Genomic DNA, 17212 nt, shown 5'->3' with positions numbered 1-17212 from the left:
TAGGTTTATAATATTAACAGTATGAAGAATGTTGTAGGAAAAGAGGCTGTTATGGCAACTATTCATGATGTTGCACTCAGGGCAGGAGTTTCTGTAACTACCGTCTCGCGTGTATTAAACAACCGGGGATATATCAGTCAGAAGACTCGGGACAAAGTGTATCAAACCATGGACGAACTGAACTATCGACCCAACGAAATTGCCCGTTCTCTTCTGCGTAAGCAATCCAATGTTATAGGCTTGATTATTCCCGATGTATCCCATCCGTTTTTTGGAGAACTGGCTAACTATGTCGAGTACCATGCATACCAGAATGGATTTAAAATTATGTTATGCAATTCCCACATGGACCCTTCCAAAGAGCGTGAATATGTGGAAATGCTCAAGGGTAATCGCGTGGATGGCATTATTATGGGAAGTCATACACTGGAAGTCGATGAGTATATGAACCTGCATTCCCCAATCGTGACCTTTGATCGTAAGATCGGTGAAGACATCCCATTTATCTCATCGGATAACTATCAGGGAGGGGTTATGGCTGCTGAGTTGCTGCTCTCGAAGAACAGACGGCATTTGGCACATATTTGCGGTAATTTGGAATTGCAAATGCTGTCCAATCGCCGGACGACAGGTTTCGTTGATACATTGCAGGCTCATGGAGTCAAGCCGGTCATGATTCATGAAACCGATCTGAATGTGTTTGATCAGCATCAGTATACGGAATTGGTGGATAAGCTGCTTGCACAACACCCGGAGGTGGATGGGCTGTTTGTAACGAGTGATCTGATGGCAGTGCATGCGCTGAAGCAGATCGTGTTGGGTGGGCGCAAGGTACCTGATGAGATCGCTATTGTAGGTTATGATGACAGTCGTGCGGCAGGGTATACGGTGCCTGGCATAACAACGATTAGGCAGCCGGTGGAGGACATGGCTAAGCTTGCGATTGATCTGATTCGGCGCCAGATCGCGGAAGAGAAGATCGGAATGGAGCATATTCTGCCAGTTGCCTTAGTGGAGAGAGAGACGACCTGATAAAGGTCGTTTTTTCCTATTTGTCCTTTTGCCTCGAAAAAATCAAGGCGCAATATTTTTTTTAAAACGATATGTCAAACGATTGACATGTCAAACCTTTGACATTATAATTCGATTTGTAAGCGTTTCCTTTTAAACTATCGATCGGGGGCCATAACAAGATGAAAAGAGAACAGAGATGGATGATGAAATTATCGGTATTGTCTTTGATTATGATGCTTGTATTGTCGGCATGTGGAAGTAAAGCAGCGACGGAGTCCAACTCCTCCTCGGAGGGGAGCAGCAGTGAGAGTGTCAAAATCACCTTGCTCAATTCCAAGTCGGAAATTAACACTCAGCTGGAGCAAGCGGCTAAAGACTTCCATGCCGAAAATCCAAATGTCACACTTGAAATTGTACCTGTAGGCAGTGGACAGTCTCCGTTTGAAAAAGCGTCTGCTTTGTATGCATCTGGCAGCCCTACAACGATGATGATGCTGGATACAGGGGATGTCGAGAAATTCAAGGATCGTGTTCTGGATCTCACATCCGAGTCTTGGATGAAGGACGCTGTGGAGAATAGCACAGCGGCTACAACGTTTGATGGCAAAAATTATGCCTTCCCGTTCTCTATTGAAGGATATGGATTCATCTATAACCAGAATGTTTTGGATCAGGCGGTAGGTGGGACATTCGATCCAAAGTCTGTACAGACCACTGCACAGCTTGATGAGCTGTTCCAAAAGATCGCTGCTACTGGAAAATCACCTTTGATTGTATCTCCGATGGATTGGTCGCTTGGTGCGCATTATCTGGGGCTTGCATATGGTGGGCAGTCGCCGGACCGTGCGAAGGTGGATCAATTCATTACTGATCTGAAGGCAGGTCAAGTGGACCTTGCTTCCAACGCCGTGTTTAATGGCTTGTTAGATACATTTGATCTGATGAAAACCTACAATATTGACAAGGCTTCTCCCCTGTCCGGAACTTATGAGCGTGGACCTGAGGTGCTTGGCAAGGGTGAGGTTGGCATTTGGTTCCAGGGCAACTGGGCATGGCCGCAAATTTCAAGCTTTGATACAGCAGATGGAAAATACGGCTTCCTGCCGGTACCTGTGAGCAATAATGCGGATGATTTCGGTAATACGCAAATCTCTGCTGCCGTATCCAAACGAATATTGCTGGATAAGGAAAAGAGCACACCAGCGCAGCAGGAAGCGGCAAAGAAATTTTTGGAGTGGATTGTTTATAACGAAAAAGGTCAGGATTTCCTGGTGAATCAAGCCAGTATTATTCCGGCATTCAGCAACATCACACTGGAGCCAACCGATCCGCTTGGCAAGTCCATTAGTGAATACATCAAGGCAGGCAAAATCGAGGAATCAATGAGTACACTTCCTGCGGATCACTGGTCCAAACTGGGTGCATCCATGCAGAAATACTTGGCTGACGTCATTGACCGTGCCGGACTTGCCAGCGAAATTCAGGCTTACTGGAGCAACGTGAAATAAAGGAATTCATTTTAGCCCTGAGCAGCACATAGAGAGAGACTTGCGGTACGTCGGAAATGATGAATGTACAGCTTCCACATGAGGTCTGTTCGACTTGTTTCCGGCACAACCGTTAGGCTAATTATTTGGATAGAGTGGAGGTTGACAATGCTGACCGAAAAAGGATTATGGACACGTCTGCGAACCCGCCTGATCTTTACTGGCCCAACATTATTTGCGTTTGCTACAGTGATGATTATTCCATTTTTGTATGGTATTTATTTGACGTTTACGAACTGGGATGGCATTGCCATCGATCAAAACTTTGTTGGCTGGGATAATTATATTGGTGTGTTCAAGGACACCGTGTTCTGGAAATCATTCGGGATGACACTGGAGTACGTATTTATTACCGTTGTGCTGACCAATGCGGTTGCCTTCCTGCTCGCTTATGCGGTGACCCGGGGAATGAAGGCGCAGGGCTGGTTTCGGGCCGGATTCTTCCTGCCGAATCTGGTGGGTGGAATCGTGCTTGGTTTCATCTGGCAGTTTATTTTTAATCAGGTACTCGTCTTTGCGGGACAAAAAATGAACCTCACTCTGTTTTCCACCTCCTGGCTGGCTGACCCGGATAAAGCGTTCTGGGCACTCATTGTGGTGACTGTTTGGCAGTATGCCGGCTATATGATGGTTATCTACATTGCAGGACTGATGAATGTGCCGAAGGATGTTATGGAAGCAGCCAGCATAGATGGGGCAAGTAATCGGAAAATGCTGGCGCGCATTGTATTGCCGCTGATGGTTCCTTCGTTTATTGTCTGCATCTTTTTGTCACTGCAACGGGGTTTCATGGTGTATGATCTGAACGTCTCCCTGACCAGTGGCGGGCCCTTCAAGAGCACCGAGATGGTATCCATGCATGTCTATGAGCAGGCCTTTCTTGCTCGTGACTACGGATTGGGGCAGGCAGAAGCCTTTGTGCTGTTTATCCTTGTAGCCGCCATCACACTGCTCCAGGTTTATTTCAGCAAAAAACTGGAGGTCGAGGCATGATGGCTGGACAATCGCGCATTCTCAACTGGATGAAGTTTATTGCATTAATCATTGTGATGATTTTGTTTGTATTTCCGTTTGTACTTCTCATCGTCAATTCGTTCAAGGCTAACCAGGCAATTACTTCCGATCCGCTGGGCTTGCCAAGCTCCTTTCAATTCGATAATTACGTCAATGCGTTTGACAAAATGGGATATGTATCCGCCTTCAGCAATTCGTTGCTCATAACCATTGCAGGTGTATTGCTGATTGCTCTTTTTGCGGCGATGACAGCCCATTACTTTGTTCGTCACAATAGCAAGGTGAATCAGTATCTCTTTTTCCTGATGGTAGCTGCGATGATTATTCCGTTTCAGGCTATTATGATTCCGCTGGTTAAAATATACGGATCGCTCAGCCTGCTGGATAACAAGTGGTCGCTAATCTACATGTATATTGGCTTTGGCAGTCCGCTCGCCGTATTTATCTATCATGGCTTTATCAAAAGTATTCCCTTGGAGCTTGAAGAAGCGGCTCTAATGGATGGCTGCGGCAGAGTGCAAACCTTTTTTCGAATCGTACTGCCGGTGTTACTGCCAACAACCGTAACGATTAGCGTGCTGAATGTATTGTGGATATGGAATGATTTTCTGCTGCCTTCCCTGGTGCTGACTTCATCCGAGCAGCGTACACTGCCGCTGTCCACGTTTTATTTTTATGGGACATACACTGTCGATTACGGTCCATTGATGGCTGGTCTGGTCTTGACCCTGCTGCCAGTACTGATCGTGTATCTGTTTGCGCAGAAGTACATTATTCAGGGGGTCATGCAAGGGGCTATCAAATAAGTTCAGTTGGGTGATATAGAGAGAGACAGGAGTGAAGGACATATGAACCAGGAACGATACCAGAAACAGGACATAGACACAAGGCAAGAGGCAGACCTTGGACTGACGAGTTCTTCGGCTCACCCGAAGGAGAGTTATACAATCGCCCGGGCCAACGCATATATCAAGGAACATCGACATCAGGTTGATCCAACCTATCGAATGGCCTATCATTTGATGCCAGAGGTGGGCTGGATGAATGATCCCAACGGCTTCATATACTTTGGTCGGATGTATCATATGTTCTATCAGCATTATCCCTACGAACCGGTATGGGGGCCGATGCACTGGGGCCATGCGGTGAGCCGTGATTTGGTTACGTGGTCGTATCTGCCGGTTGCACTGGCACCCGATCAGAGCTACGACAGTGGAGGCTGTTTCTCTGGAAGTGCAATCGTGCAGGACGGCAAGTTAGTGCTGATGTACACGGGGCATGTCGTGACTGGACCCGACAAGGATAACGATTACTTGCAGACACAGAATATCGCTGTCTCGGACAATGGAATTGATTTTGTCAAAAGCGCGATGAATCCGGTCATTCGGCTGGATCAAATCCCAGCGCATACCAGTCCCAAGGACTTCCGTGATCCAAAAGTGTTTGAACGAAACGGTGTGTACTATTGCGTCCTTGGATCGAATGATGCTGGGGGCAAAGGTGTCATTCTGTTGTACCGTTCAGCGGACTTGCTGGATTGGAGTTATGTTAACATTATGGCCCAGAGTGACGGAACGCTTGGTGACAATTGGGAATGTCCCGATCTGTTTACACTGGATGGCCGAGATGTGCTGATCATGTCTCCGCAGCGTATGCCTGCTCAGGGAGATAACTATCGCAACTTGCATTCGACCGTTTATATGATGGGAACGCTGGATGAAGACCAAGGTGTACTGAAGTACGAGCAGTACGTTCCGCTGGACTGTGGCTTCGACTTTTACGCACCTCAGACAATGGAGGATGCACAGGGACGACGAATCATGGTGGCCTGGATGGATACGTGGGAAACGGAAATTCCGACACAACAGTCTCATGCCTGGGCTGGAGCGATGACCTTGCCGAGACAACTAATTCGTAGGGGAGACCGATTGATATTCCAGCCGCTTCCCGAACTTATACAGTACAGATCGGAAGATAATGAGCAGTATGGTATACATCTAAATGGTGATGAACATGATCTTGATCTTGGAATCAGCGGAGACCGCTACGAGATGTATGCTGTATTCGAAGCGGAACAGGCACGACAATTCGGGTTGAAGCTGCGCACGGGTGAGGATGAAGAAACAGTGATTTCCTATGATGTGCAGCAGCGTCGTTTATGCTTAAATCGCGAGCGGGCCGGACAAGGGCCGGGGGGAGAACGTGCTGCGACAGTGGAACTGCTTGACGGGAAACTGGAACTTCATATTTTTATGGATGTCAGCTCCATTGAGTTGTTCATCCAGCAGGGAGAGCAGGTAATGACAGGGCGGATATATCCTGGGCCAAACTCAACAGGTATTAAGGCTTTCGCGTCCGGAACGTGTACATTGACCGAACTTCGCAAGTGGGATATACGAATTCCTCAATAAATTGTTTCTGAAATTCAGCCTTGACCTTGAAGTATACTTCAAGGTTTATTCTGGTTTCATCAACAATGTTTGGAGGATAAATGATGAAACTAATTGAATGGATACTGGTACTTGTAACGATTGGCGCAGCGTTGTGTATACCTATGTACTCAAAGCGTCGGAAACTTGCGGCAGGGATGTCGGCTGCCTTGATATTAGCATTGCTGCTTCACGGTATATTAGATTCGTTTCGCGTGATGCTGCTGCCAACGTATCTTGTTGCAGGCATAATCTTCATCGTATTAATCATTAAGGTAGTGAAAGAGTATCGTAACAGAGTCACTGGGCATTTTGCAGAGAAGCAGAAACCGAAATGGCGTTCTTGGCTTCAACTTACGCTGGTTGCGATGCTAGCGCTGGTCTCTGGCGCTGGCTCAGGACTGCTCACTTGGTATTTTCCAGCATTTACAATACCTGATCCTACGGGGCAGTTTGCGATCGGTACATTTTCGCAACAATTGGTGGATGAAACCCGTGAAGAGACGTTTACACCCGAAAGCGGGGACAAACGTGAACTGATGATTAACGTGTGGTATCCAGTGAACCCGGAGGATGCCAAGGGGATAACTCCTGAGTCTTACCCGGCTGAACTTGGAGAAGCCATCAGTCTGGTATTTGGTATCCCGCCCAAGGTGTTCAGCTACCTTGATACCATTCCGACACATGTGGTTAAAGGCGCAGCCATATCAGACGCAAGCCCTTCTTATCCGGTGGTGCTGTTCTCTCCTGGTGTCCGTTCTGCCCGTTTCCAGAGCATGACTGCTGTCGAGGAACTGGTCAGCCATGGCTATATTGTTGTAGGTATGGATCATCCGTATACCTCAGCTCGCGTTACCTTCCCCGATGGGCGTAAAGTGTCTTATGAAGCCGGACCTGAATTTGCAACGTCAGAAGAACTGTATCAATATAATGTGGAGGGGGTAGGCATTCGTGCAGCAGATGCACGTTTTGTACTCGACACGCTTGAACAGTGGAACCGGAATGATCCCAATCAGGTGCTGGAGGGCAGGCTTGACCTGAATCATACAGGCATTATGGGGCACTCTTATGGCGGGGCTACAACAGCCGAAGCACTCGCACAGGATGAACGTTTACATGCAGGACTCAGTCTGGAAGGCGGCTTCTGGGGCAGCGTCTCCAAGACATCATTAAAACAACCTTTTATGTACATCATGTCTGGTGAAACGGCTAAAAGCTTCGATCCGAATGCGACATCCAAAGATAATGTGTTCTACCCTGAGTTTGAGCCGGATCTGGACCATGTGATGACGAGCAGTCTGAATGATACCTATTATCTGACGGTGGAGAATTTCTTCCATCAGAGCTTTACGGATATTTCATTAATTTCCCCGAAACTATTTGCCAGAGGCATGACGCCAGAACATAATGTGGATATAACAAGATCCTATGCGCTCGCATTCTTTGACCGTTATCTCAAAGGGGAGGAGCAGTCGTTATTGCAAGGCCCTGCATCTCCATTTCCTGAGGTCACTTATGATACCAAATATACCAAGATACGCAACGAACAAGCACAATAAGTGTGCAGAAGGGTGGAGGGGGAGGCATGGAAACCATGACAAGAGGAATGTTGGCCAAGCGTACAGGTGTGAGTATGGCAACCCTCCGTTACTACGAGGATAGTGGAATTCTGCCTGCTCCCCGTCGTTCCTCCAATGGATATCGGGTGTATACCGAGGATTATCTGGTCAAAATCAAGTTCATTAAGGATGCCCAGTTGCTGGGTTATTCCTTAAAGGAGATACAAGAGACCCTGCAACTGCTCAGCCAGGAAGACATGGAAAAGGATACGTTAAAAACACTCGTCCGTGACCAAATCGCTGACATTCAGAAGCATATTGACCATCTGGAACAGATGCAGATTCATCTGGCACGACTGTTGCATACACCGGAGGACGATATCGACAATTATATTCAAACGTTCAGGGTGCAAAAGAAAGAGTTATAAACTGTAAAACCTCGGACAAAGAGCGCCTTAAGATGTACTTTGGGCGCTCTCTGTCCGAGGTTTCTTTTAGTTCTATTGTAATGTTCTTCATCATGACATGCCCGCTTCACGCAGAAAATGGTGCACAATCTCCGTCTGATACTTGATACGGGTCGCGCGCTTCAGACTCCAACAGGTCTCCACCGTAACAGAACGGGCTTGTAATAATCTTGAAGCCGCTGTACGGGCAGATCCCGGCAATTCATGCTGCTTGAGGTTAAAATGACGATCACGAATGGCAATCGATCGATTCATCCGTTCGATAACTCTTCTGCAAGCTGGAATGGTGCGACTGCCGGGATTGGTGATCAACGTCTGTCCAAGCACTCGCGAACTCAGTTGAGACAGGCCGTTGGCTTCATGCAGATCGAGCCACCAGTCGGCTTGATGTTCACGCGCCAAACGAAAAACTGCCGCAGCGAGCGGATGCTTGGCCTTGCCTGACATACGGCGTGGAAACGTACGATTCAGATCTGGCTTGCCTCTGATTTTTTTGGCGTAGGCTTGCTGGTTCACACGTGGCACGATAATTAACAGCCCTCGCTGAATGGCGTGACGACCTGTAGCACAATCATCTGCGAGTTTTTGCGCAGCAGCCATGCTCGCCGTTTCGTTCCCGTGAACCCCGGATGTAATGAACATTACCGGTCCCGACATCATGCCACGTACGATGAAATAGGGAGTCGCGTGTACGCTGGATGCTGCAAGGACATGTTTGGTCACAAGCATGACGCTTCACCTCCAATAGTACAGTACGCCATGTCCCTCTTTCATGTAACGGCGTAAGAACAGGTCTTGATCCTATTTCCCCACAAAATGGGCCAACTAATACACCCGATGGATGATATCTTCGAAATCGGGTTCCTTCATCTCTACATCTTCAATCTCGCCCCATTGTTCAAGCTGCTTCAGAATGTCCATCGTGCTCCATTCCTTCCTGTTAACTTCGACAGTGACAATCTGCCCTTCCACTCCTGTGATCTGAATGGCGGACGGTATGGTATCAGGCATATGAAATGAACCCCGATACGTAACTCGGATAAGTGTCGGCAGACCGATAGTGTCACGCAGAGAAGGGATTGAGCCGTCATATGTAAGTTGACCGTGATTGATCACCATCACCCGACTGCATAACTGCTCAATATCGTCCATGTCATGGGTGGTCAGCAAAATCGTTTTGCCAAACTCCTCATTTAATGTACGTAGAAATTGGCGTATGTTCCGTTTGGCGTTCACATCCAGTCCGATCGTTGGTTCATCGAGAAAAAGCAGTTCCGGATCATGCAGCATGGAAGCTGCGAGATCCGCACGCATGCGTTGTCCAAGCGAGAGCTTACGGACAGGCGTGGCCCAGAACGATTCAAGGTCCAGCAACTCCGCGAACTGGGACAGCCGTTTCTTTTTGTCCTCGGTACGGACGCCGTACATCTCGGCCAGAATATCATATGAATCTTTCACGGGCAGATCCCACCAGAGCTGGCTGCGCTGGCCAAACACAACGCCGAGTCGACCAACGGTTCTGCGCCTGTCCTGATGCGGATTCATACCGTCAAGCCGTACCTCGCCAGAGGTGGGGTGCAGGATACCTGTCAGCATTTTGATCGTGGTAGATTTGCCAGCCCCGTTCGGACCGATGTAGCCCACAAACTCACCTGGGCCGATATCAAAACTGATATCGCGTACCGCTTCCTTGGACACATACTCACGTGAAAATAACGTACGTAACCCAGAGAAATGTCCTTCGCGAATAACAGGGGTCTTGAATTCCTTTTGCAGATGCCGTGCTGTGATCATGTTCATGATTCGTTTCGCCTCCTTAGCTACCTGTACTTTGATATTTGGTCAAGCCGAATTGCCAGAAACGCAGACTTGCAGCCAAGCTCAGTACGGCAACCGCCGCAACAGCAACAAGGACCCATGCTCCGCCTTCACCCCGCAGTAGATAGAGTGACGGAATATAATTGACGAACCCTACGGGAATCACCGTTAGCAGAATGCCAGACATCCATTTGGGATATAACGTTAGCGGATATTGGGCAGCCGTTCGTGCTGCATCTTCCGTGATCGTCTGTAATTCCTCAATGCGTGTGGTCCAGAATCCGAGTGTGGCAGTAGCGAGTCCAATGGAAAAGAGAATGACTGCGCCCGTCAGAATAATGAGCAAGGAGAAGGGAATGGCGATCCAGTCGATCTGTCCGCTGTGCATCATGCCTGCCACAGACCAGCAGAGAATGAATCCGCCTTGCAGGACTTCTCCAGCCATTATGCGGAAGTTTTGCGGCAGCAGGGCCAGCAATACGGGCATGGGACGAGTTAACAGTTGATCAAGCTCACCATTAACCAGATACTTTTCCAGATGATGAACCTCATTGCCGAATGTGCGATACAGTGTTTTGGATAACGTCATGATGGCAAAGAGATAACCGATCTCATGGAGGGACCAGCCTTTAATTGCTCCGAATCGGTGCAGCACGAGAGCAACCATCAGGAACTCGGAGATCTGAATTAAAGCGGCCAGTACGGACGCCATGATGAAATTGAACTTGTATTGCATCCGGCTGCGGATGCTTGTTCGAATGAGCATTTTATATAAATGGAACCAGGAAGTTCGCTTCATCCGCCCTGCACCTCCACTTTACGACGTAACACTTGGGTGATCACGAGACAGATCAACGTCATAAAGACGCACCAAAGCAAGGTTCCCCATAACAAGGAGCCATCTTCGAAACCAAGATAGATTCGGGTAGGTACATAGAGCAGGAATGGGTAGGGTGATATCCAGGCAAGTTGTTCAAGCCAGTTCGGTAGCCATTCCAGCGGAATGAAAAAACCAGCCAGCAGATTCATCATCGCGTGATTGCCCCAATGAAGCCAGGAGGACTCTGTGGTCCACATCGATGTGGCACCAATGATGTAGTTCATACAGATGGACAAGTATGCGGCGCCAGCAAGACCAAGTGCGGCATAACCAAGTGTTGAAACGTCCGAGGGCCAATGTAGGGAAAAGACAATGGAGAAGAGCAGGTAGATTGGAATACTTTTGTACACGAACTGGTAGGCAATCTGCCCCCATTCGCGTGCCATCAGGTGGGTGAACAGATGAACAGGCCTCATCAGATCCAGTGCGATCTGCCCTGTCCTGACGGATAGGGGAATACCCAGTCCATTCGTGAGAAAACCCGAGATCCAGAGAGAGGATTGCGTGAACGCAATGTAACTGATCATCCCCTGTGTCCCGTATTCCCCGAGCGTATGGTCGGCCCCGATGCCGATCCAGAGGCAGGCATACATGTAACCAAACATGGCGCTTGCCAGGTTATGTACCATGTGTGCCCCGCGGTATTGCAGATTCCGGGAGTAGGCTTTGGAAGCCAGAGTGAAATAAAGCATGTGACACCTCCGATAAGTGGATTGAACGGCGTTTCCGTTCACTTCAGTCAAGGCGAAAAAGAGAGAAGGACAACAGCATACCAATTTATTCCTTCACAGGCAAGACATTTTTTTAGCTAATAATGGTATTAATAGGGGTGTTCATGATTGCGCCACAAGACAACGGTCTGTCCATTCATTTATAATTGAGAGGTAGTATCGCAAACGTTTACAATGTGAAATATTCAAATTTTAAATAAACCGCCGGGCTTGTGCCTGACGATTGAGGATACAGAACGAACAATCCGGCAAGAGAGAAGGATGTCATGAAGAAAATTGCATGGGTCACCGATAGTACCAGTACACTGGATCCCGTTTTTGCGGAGCAAAATCATATCTACATCGTACCGCTGCGCATCGTATTTGGAGAGGAATGTTACCGGGAAACCGATGACATAACATCTGAAATGTTCTATGAGAAACTTGCGGAGGCTTCACGTGCGAGCAGTTCGCAGCCACCCATTGGCGAGTTCATTGAACTGTATGAATCGCTCAAAGACAAGTACGATGAGATTATTACGATTCATTGCTCTACAGCGCTTAGCGGAACGCTGCATACGTCTATGCAGGCTGCAGAGATTGCAGGTGTGACGGTGACCGCAATTGATTCAAAGGCAGGTGCCTATCCTCTTCGTGAGATGGTTATGCAAGGACTGGAATGGCAGAAGCAGGGATGTTCGGCTTCCGAGATCAAAGTAAATATTGAACAGATGATTGATAACATGTCCTTTTACCTCATACCAGCGAGCCTTCAGAATCTTCATCGCAGTGGCCGGGTGTCCGGCACACAGCTGATCATCAGTCAACTGCTCAAGATCCATCTGCTGCTCCGATTTGAAGAGGGCAAAGTGGTTGTGAATGAGAAGATCCGCACGTTCAAGCGAACGAAAGATCGCATGTTGGATATGCTTAAGCTGGATATGGAGAAAGTAAAGCATGTATGCATTATGCATGCGAACAATCAGGATGAAGCCGTCACGATCAAGAAGCAGATTGCCAATCTGCTCCCCAAATTAAAGACCGAAATCATGCCGTTCATCCCAGTAGTAAGTATTCATGCAGGTGCAGGAACCATTGGACTATGCTGGATACACAGCGAGAACGGATATAGAAATTAGACGAACAAGCACTCATCTGTAAACGCTCATAGACCTGGCAGGAAACACACTTTATACCGAAGTGTACTTCCTGTCAGGTTTTTTCGTATGTCATTGCCAATTCAAACAAACTGTGAGGTAATAAAGGAAAAATGTTCATGCTGGAGGGGAAATCGTGTCAAGTCATCGCTTGTTGCTTGTTGAAGATGATCGTTCAATTAGTGAAATGGTCGGACCTTATCTGGAAAAAGAGGGCTACGACGTCACGTATGCATATGACGGCTTAGAGGCAGAACGTCAGTTCAGCCAGTCACAACCTGGGTATGATCTGGTTATTCTGGACCTGATGCTCCCTCACAAGAGTGGGATGGATGTGCTGCAAACCATTCGGGCAGTGAGTTTGGTGCCTGTGCTCATTCTGTCTGCGAAGGATGGTGAGGTGGATAAAGCGCTCGGTCTGGGCTTTGGCGCTGACGATTATTTGAGCAAACCGTTCTCATTAATTGAATTGACTGCCCGGATTAAAGCTGCAATTCGCCGAGCCAATTATACTGCTCAGCCTGTGGCTGAAGTGGTTAAAGCTCAGCGTATTCACCTTGGAGGACTTGTGGTCGACATGGAGACGTACGAGGTGGAGCGTGAAGGTACACCCGTCAAGCTGACATCCAAGGAATTTGGAATTCTGAAGCTATTCGTTACCCATCCTGGCAAAGTGTTCACCAAGGCTCAGATCTACGCTTCCGTCTGGAACGATCATTATTATGGAGACGAAAATATCATTAACGTACATATGCGTCGTCTGCGTGAGAAACTGGAGGCAGATCCTTCGGCTCCCCGGTATATCAAGACACTCTGGGGCATCGGGTATAAGCTGGAGGCGGAGCAGGGATGACACTGATTTTTGCCATTACAACAGGTATTCTGGCCATGGCCTTCATTGTATTGTGGTTGAAATTCCGGAAAAGAAACCAACACCTGTCCTATATTCATCAGAAAATATCCACAATTCTGGACCAAGGCACCTTTGAGCGCTTGCTCGTATTCAACAGTGATGAGCAGGTTAGTCAGCTTCTGAAAGACATGAACCAGCTGCTGGACCATGCGCATCGCGCTAAGGCCGGTTATGCGAACCAGGAGAAAGAGATGCGTAATATGCTCTCCAACATTTCGCATGATCTGAAAACGCCGCTCACCGTTGTGCTGGGTTATAGTGAGACCTTGCTGCACAGTCCATCACTGACCGATCAGGAACGGAAGATTATGACAGAGAAAATACAAGATAAGGCGCAGGAAGTGCTGCGTTTGATTCATTCCTTTTTTGACTTGGCGAAGCTGGAATCCGGAGACACCGAGCTGGTGCTTAGTCGGGTGAATATAAGCGAATTAAGCCGCGTGAAGATGCTTTCCTTTTATGAAATGTTGACGAATCTCGGGTTGTACGTGCAATTGGAGATACCTGAGGGGGATATCTTTGTGCAAGCGAATGAAGAAGCTCTGGACCGAGTGTTGGATAATCTTATTACCAATGGGATGAAATATGGAGCAGAGGGTAAGGTGCTGGGGCTATCACTTAATCATTCGAGCGGTGGACCTGTGACGCTACAGATCTGGGACCAGGGAAAAGGGATTCCTGAGAGCGAGCATAGTCGTGTGTTTGAACGCATGTATACACTGGAGGATTCCCGCAATCGACTCTATCAAGGCAGTGGCCTTGGTCTAACGATCACGAAGCGGCTAGTTGAGCGGATGGATGGAAGCATTCATTTACATAGTGTGCCGCATCAACGGACTGTATTTTCAGTTACCCTCAAGGCTTGGTAGAGCCGTTTGGGTGTTACCGAGCAAGCTTAAGGTTTTTGTAAGATTTGATTAATAAAAAAGCAGACTTTTCTCTTTACAATACAGATATAGGAACCCGGACAGGGGACGTAAAGGAGAACAAGACGATGAATTATATCGCACGAACGATAGATGTGACTAAAGTATATGAAGGGGCAGAGGTTGTATCCAACGTCAATATGAGCATTAAGCAAGGTGAGATCTATGGATTCCTCGGTCCGAATGGTGCAGGTAAAACAACCATCATGAAGATGCTCACCAATCTCGTCAAACCAACAACAGGGGAGATTGAACTGTTTGGGGAGAAGCTTACGCCGACCTCCTATGAAGTGCTGAAGCGAATGGGCAGTATTATTGAATATCCTTTTTTCTACGATAGACTGTCTGCTCGCGAGAATCTGGAGCTTCACTGTGAATACATGGGATTCTACAACAAAAAGATCATCGACAACACGATGGAAATGGTAGGGCTGAAGGATACGGGCAAGAAACCGGTCAAAGACTTCTCCCTGGGCATGAAGCAGAGGCTCGGACTGGCTCGTGCACTCATAACCACACCTGAACTGCTCATTCTGGATGAACCGATCAACGGTTTGGACCCTGTAGGGATCCGGGAAATGCGAGATTTGTTCAAACGCCTTAGCAACGAGTATCGCATCACCTTGTTGGTCTCAAGTCACATCCTAGGCGAGATAGAGCAAATTGCCGACACGGTTGGTGTCATTCGCGGTGGTCGCTTGGTCGAAGAAGTATCGATGGAGAGCATTCGGGGAAGTCAAAATGAGTACATTGAGTTACAGGCGGTGGATATCCGCAAAGCGACCTATGTCATTGAACATCAACTTGGTTTGAGTAATTATAAACTGGTCGATGACCAAACGTTACGCATCTATGATCCGGGCATCATTCCATCGGAACTAAACACCAAGCTGATCCAACACGGCATTGAGATCGAATCGATATCCAAACGGGCTCATTCCCTGGAAGAACACTTCATGAAGCTTGTGAAAGGGGATGAAGAAGTTGCTTAAACTGATCAGGCTTGAGATGCGGAAGCACCGCTTTTCGCGGAATTTTGCAGGTGCAGGTATAGCCAGTATAGCCATTCTTCTTTTCCTGATCATGATTGGCTTCATGGATGTGGGAGCAGAAGATTATGCCTATGCCGATTACCAGACTGCCTTTATAATTATCGATACATTTGTGAGAGCGACCTTTATCATATTTGCAGGAGCTTTATTATCCAAGCTGGTGATCAGTGAGTATAGAAATAAAACGATGAACGTCATGTTCACCTATCCCATCCAGCGTCAGAAAATCATCGCTGCCAAATTGATTATCGTGTTTGGTTTTACATTTGTGATGATTATGGTTAACGATCTGTTCATGGGTTCACTATTGTTGATTGTTAATCAATTCTACTCCTTCATTCCTGAATCACTGACGAGTCGGGATATATTGGGACTTCTGGTGAAGTACAGTATAAGTTCTTTATCGGCTGCGTGTATGGCACTCATTCCCCTATTCTTCGGTATGCGTAAGCATTCTGTTACAACTACAATGGTCTCGTCCATTTTGCTGGTTTCGATTGTCTGCTCCGGATTCAACGGGTCGGAAGTTTCCATTCATTCTCTTATTATTATTCCTCTGACCCTTGGAGCAATAGGGATATGGATTGCTTCGATGTCCATGGTTCGTCTGGAGACAAAAGATGTGAACTGAATCATTCGGAAAACCATGCTCTGTATGGCTTCAGATGCCATTGACATCCGCTCGTACAAGGGATAGGATAATGTCAACTGAGACACGAAGGAGAATGCAACTACCATGACGATTCCAAAAACATTAACAATAGCTGGTTCGGACACGAGCGGCGGTGCAGGTATTCAAGCTGATTTGAAAACTTTTCAGGAGCTGGGTGTGTATGGCATGACCGTACTGACTACGGTTGTGGCAATGGAGCCCGAAACATGGGATCACCAGGTCTTTCCTGTTGAATTAAATGTGGTTGAAGCGCAGCTTCGCACGGTTCTGGACGGCATCGGTTTCGATGCAATGAAGACAGGTATGCTCGGTTCTGTAGATATTATTGAACTGGTGGCAAAACATATTCGCCGCAGCGGTCTGCCACAGATCGTTATCGATCCGGTAATGGTCTGCAAAGGTACAGACGAAGTACTGCAACCGGAAAATACGGAAGCGATGATCGAATTCCTGTTGCCAGGTGCTGATCTGGTTACACCTAATCTGTTCGAAGCATCCCAACTGGCGAAGAGCGGACCTATTCGCTCCAAGGAACAGATGGAAGCAGCGGCAGCAGCAATTCATGCCCATGGCTCGAAACATGTTCTGATCAAGGACAGAGGTGTCATTAGCCCGGGTAAAGCAATGGATCTACTCTATGATGGAACCAACTACGAATGGTTTGAAGCCGATGTTGTCGGCTCCGGATATACGCATGGTGCGGGCTGCACAACGTCTGCGGCGATTACCGCAGGATTGGCTCGTGGTCTTTCAGTGAAAGAGGCTGTTCGTGAAGGTAAAGCCTTTGTGACCAAAGCGATTGCCGGCGGATTCCCGCTGAATCGTTTTGTTGGTCCTACACTGCATGTAGCACACCGTCTGGAGCAACAACGTTAAGTGCTGTCAGGGAGCGCGCAGTAGCGCATCAATTCTGGACAACATACTTCGATTTCATTCAAGTAGCTGTCAATGAGCTGGAGCTTGCTCGTTGACGGCTTCTTTTTTGTGCGAATTTTGATAAAAATTAGTAACTTTTGGCTTATATTAATCGTATATATCATGGGGTTCATTCCA

At 47.6% G+C, this 17212-nt stretch carries 17 protein-coding genes; 13 read left to right on the top strand and 4 right to left on the bottom strand.

What is annotated here, in order from left to right:
- The first annotated feature begins 51 nt into the window (after positions 1-51).
- From NKT06_RS27315 to NKT06_RS27285, 7 genes are all read left to right on the top strand, one after another.
- A complete protein-coding gene (locus NKT06_RS27315) occupies positions 52-1032 on the top strand; it encodes a LacI family DNA-binding transcriptional regulator (protein ID WP_253441035.1) in 981 nt (326 codons plus the stop codon).
- A 161-nt stretch (positions 1033-1193) separates the two neighbouring features.
- Positions 1194-2522: an ABC transporter substrate-binding protein gene (locus NKT06_RS27310; protein WP_253441033.1), complete on the top strand. Its 1329-nt coding sequence runs from the start codon at positions 1194-1196 to the stop codon at positions 2520-2522.
- Between the two features lie 147 nt (positions 2523-2669).
- Positions 2670-3554 (top strand): carbohydrate ABC transporter permease, encoded by an 885-nt coding sequence (locus NKT06_RS27305; RefSeq protein WP_091019202.1) that lies wholly within the window; start codon positions 2670-2672, stop codon positions 3552-3554.
- Positions 3554-4381 carry a carbohydrate ABC transporter permease gene (locus tag NKT06_RS27300; protein WP_253442843.1) on the top strand — a complete coding sequence of 276 codons (828 nt, stop codon included), beginning with the start codon at positions 3554-3556 and terminating at the stop codon, positions 4379-4381. The genes NKT06_RS27305 and NKT06_RS27300 overlap by 1 nt, the downstream gene beginning before the upstream one ends.
- 42 nt (positions 4382-4423) lie before the next feature.
- Positions 4424-5986: a glycoside hydrolase family 32 protein gene (locus NKT06_RS27295; RefSeq protein WP_253441031.1), complete on the top strand. Its 1563-nt coding sequence runs from the start codon at positions 4424-4426 to the stop codon at positions 5984-5986.
- A gap of 80 nt (positions 5987-6066) precedes the next feature.
- Positions 6067-7563 carry an alpha/beta hydrolase family protein gene (locus NKT06_RS27290; RefSeq protein WP_253441029.1) on the top strand — a complete coding sequence of 499 codons (1497 nt, stop codon included), beginning with the start codon at positions 6067-6069 and terminating at the stop codon, positions 7561-7563.
- A gap of 26 nt (positions 7564-7589) precedes the next feature.
- Positions 7590-7991: a MerR family transcriptional regulator gene (locus tag NKT06_RS27285; RefSeq protein ID WP_253441027.1), complete on the top strand. Its 402-nt coding sequence runs from the start codon at positions 7590-7592 to the stop codon at positions 7989-7991.
- A gap of 90 nt (positions 7992-8081) precedes the next feature.
- Here NKT06_RS27285 and NKT06_RS27280 read toward each other — a convergent pair whose 3' ends face one another.
- The 4 genes from NKT06_RS27280 to NKT06_RS27265 all read right to left on the bottom strand — a co-directional run bounded on the left by NKT06_RS27280 (position 8082) and on the right by NKT06_RS27265 (position 11420).
- Positions 8082-8759, bottom strand: a complete 678-nt coding sequence (locus tag NKT06_RS27280) for a succinylglutamate desuccinylase/aspartoacylase family protein (protein ID WP_253441025.1) — start codon at positions 8757-8759, stop codon at positions 8082-8084.
- 96 nt (positions 8760-8855) lie between these two features.
- Entirely contained in the window at positions 8856-9824 is a 969-nt protein-coding gene (locus tag NKT06_RS27275; RefSeq protein ID WP_253442840.1) for an ABC transporter ATP-binding protein, read from the bottom strand.
- Between the two features lie 22 nt (positions 9825-9846).
- Complete coding sequence (locus NKT06_RS27270; RefSeq protein ID WP_253441023.1) at positions 9847-10647, bottom strand: ABC transporter permease; 801 nt, start codon at positions 10645-10647, stop codon at positions 9847-9849.
- Positions 10644-11420: an ABC transporter permease gene (locus tag NKT06_RS27265; RefSeq protein ID WP_253441022.1), complete on the bottom strand. Its 777-nt coding sequence runs from the start codon at positions 11418-11420 to the stop codon at positions 10644-10646. Before NKT06_RS27265 ends, NKT06_RS27270 begins: the two co-directional genes overlap by 4 nt.
- A 305-nt stretch (positions 11421-11725) precedes the next feature.
- On the opposite strand from NKT06_RS27265, the gene NKT06_RS27260 reads away from it, so the two are divergent.
- From NKT06_RS27260 to thiD, 6 genes are all read left to right on the top strand, one after another.
- Entirely contained in the window at positions 11726-12577 is an 852-nt protein-coding gene (locus NKT06_RS27260) for a DegV family protein (RefSeq protein ID WP_253441021.1), read from the top strand.
- 205 nt (positions 12578-12782) lie between these two features.
- Positions 12783-13448: a response regulator transcription factor gene (locus tag NKT06_RS27255; RefSeq protein WP_483311636.1), complete on the top strand. Its 666-nt coding sequence runs from the start codon at positions 12783-12785 to the stop codon at positions 13446-13448.
- Positions 13445-14377, top strand: coding sequence for a sensor histidine kinase (locus tag NKT06_RS27250; protein WP_253441020.1), 933 nt, complete (start codon positions 13445-13447; stop codon positions 14375-14377). The genes NKT06_RS27255 and NKT06_RS27250 overlap by 4 nt, the downstream gene beginning before the upstream one ends.
- A gap of 125 nt (positions 14378-14502) precedes the next feature.
- Complete coding sequence (locus NKT06_RS27245; RefSeq protein WP_253441019.1) at positions 14503-15426, top strand: ABC transporter ATP-binding protein; 924 nt, start codon at positions 14503-14505, stop codon at positions 15424-15426.
- The gene (locus NKT06_RS27240; RefSeq protein ID WP_253441018.1) at positions 15419-16117 is read left to right on the top strand and encodes an ABC transporter permease; all 699 of its coding nucleotides are present in this window, start codon (positions 15419-15421) and stop codon (positions 16115-16117) included. The genes NKT06_RS27245 and NKT06_RS27240 overlap by 8 nt, the downstream gene beginning before the upstream one ends.
- A 105-nt stretch (positions 16118-16222) precedes the next feature.
- Positions 16223-17035 (top strand): bifunctional hydroxymethylpyrimidine kinase/phosphomethylpyrimidine kinase, encoded by an 813-nt coding sequence (gene thiD / locus NKT06_RS27235; protein WP_017692191.1) that lies wholly within the window; start codon positions 16223-16225, stop codon positions 17033-17035.
- Positions 17036-17212 lie beyond the last annotated feature (177 nt).

Origin of the sequence: Paenibacillus sp. 1781tsa1, assembly GCF_024159265.1 — a bacterium.
Lineage (GTDB): Bacteria > Bacillota > Bacilli > Paenibacillales > Paenibacillaceae > Paenibacillus.
Note: the sequence above shows the minus strand (reverse complement) of the source record. Positions and strands in the feature narration are given on the sequence as shown.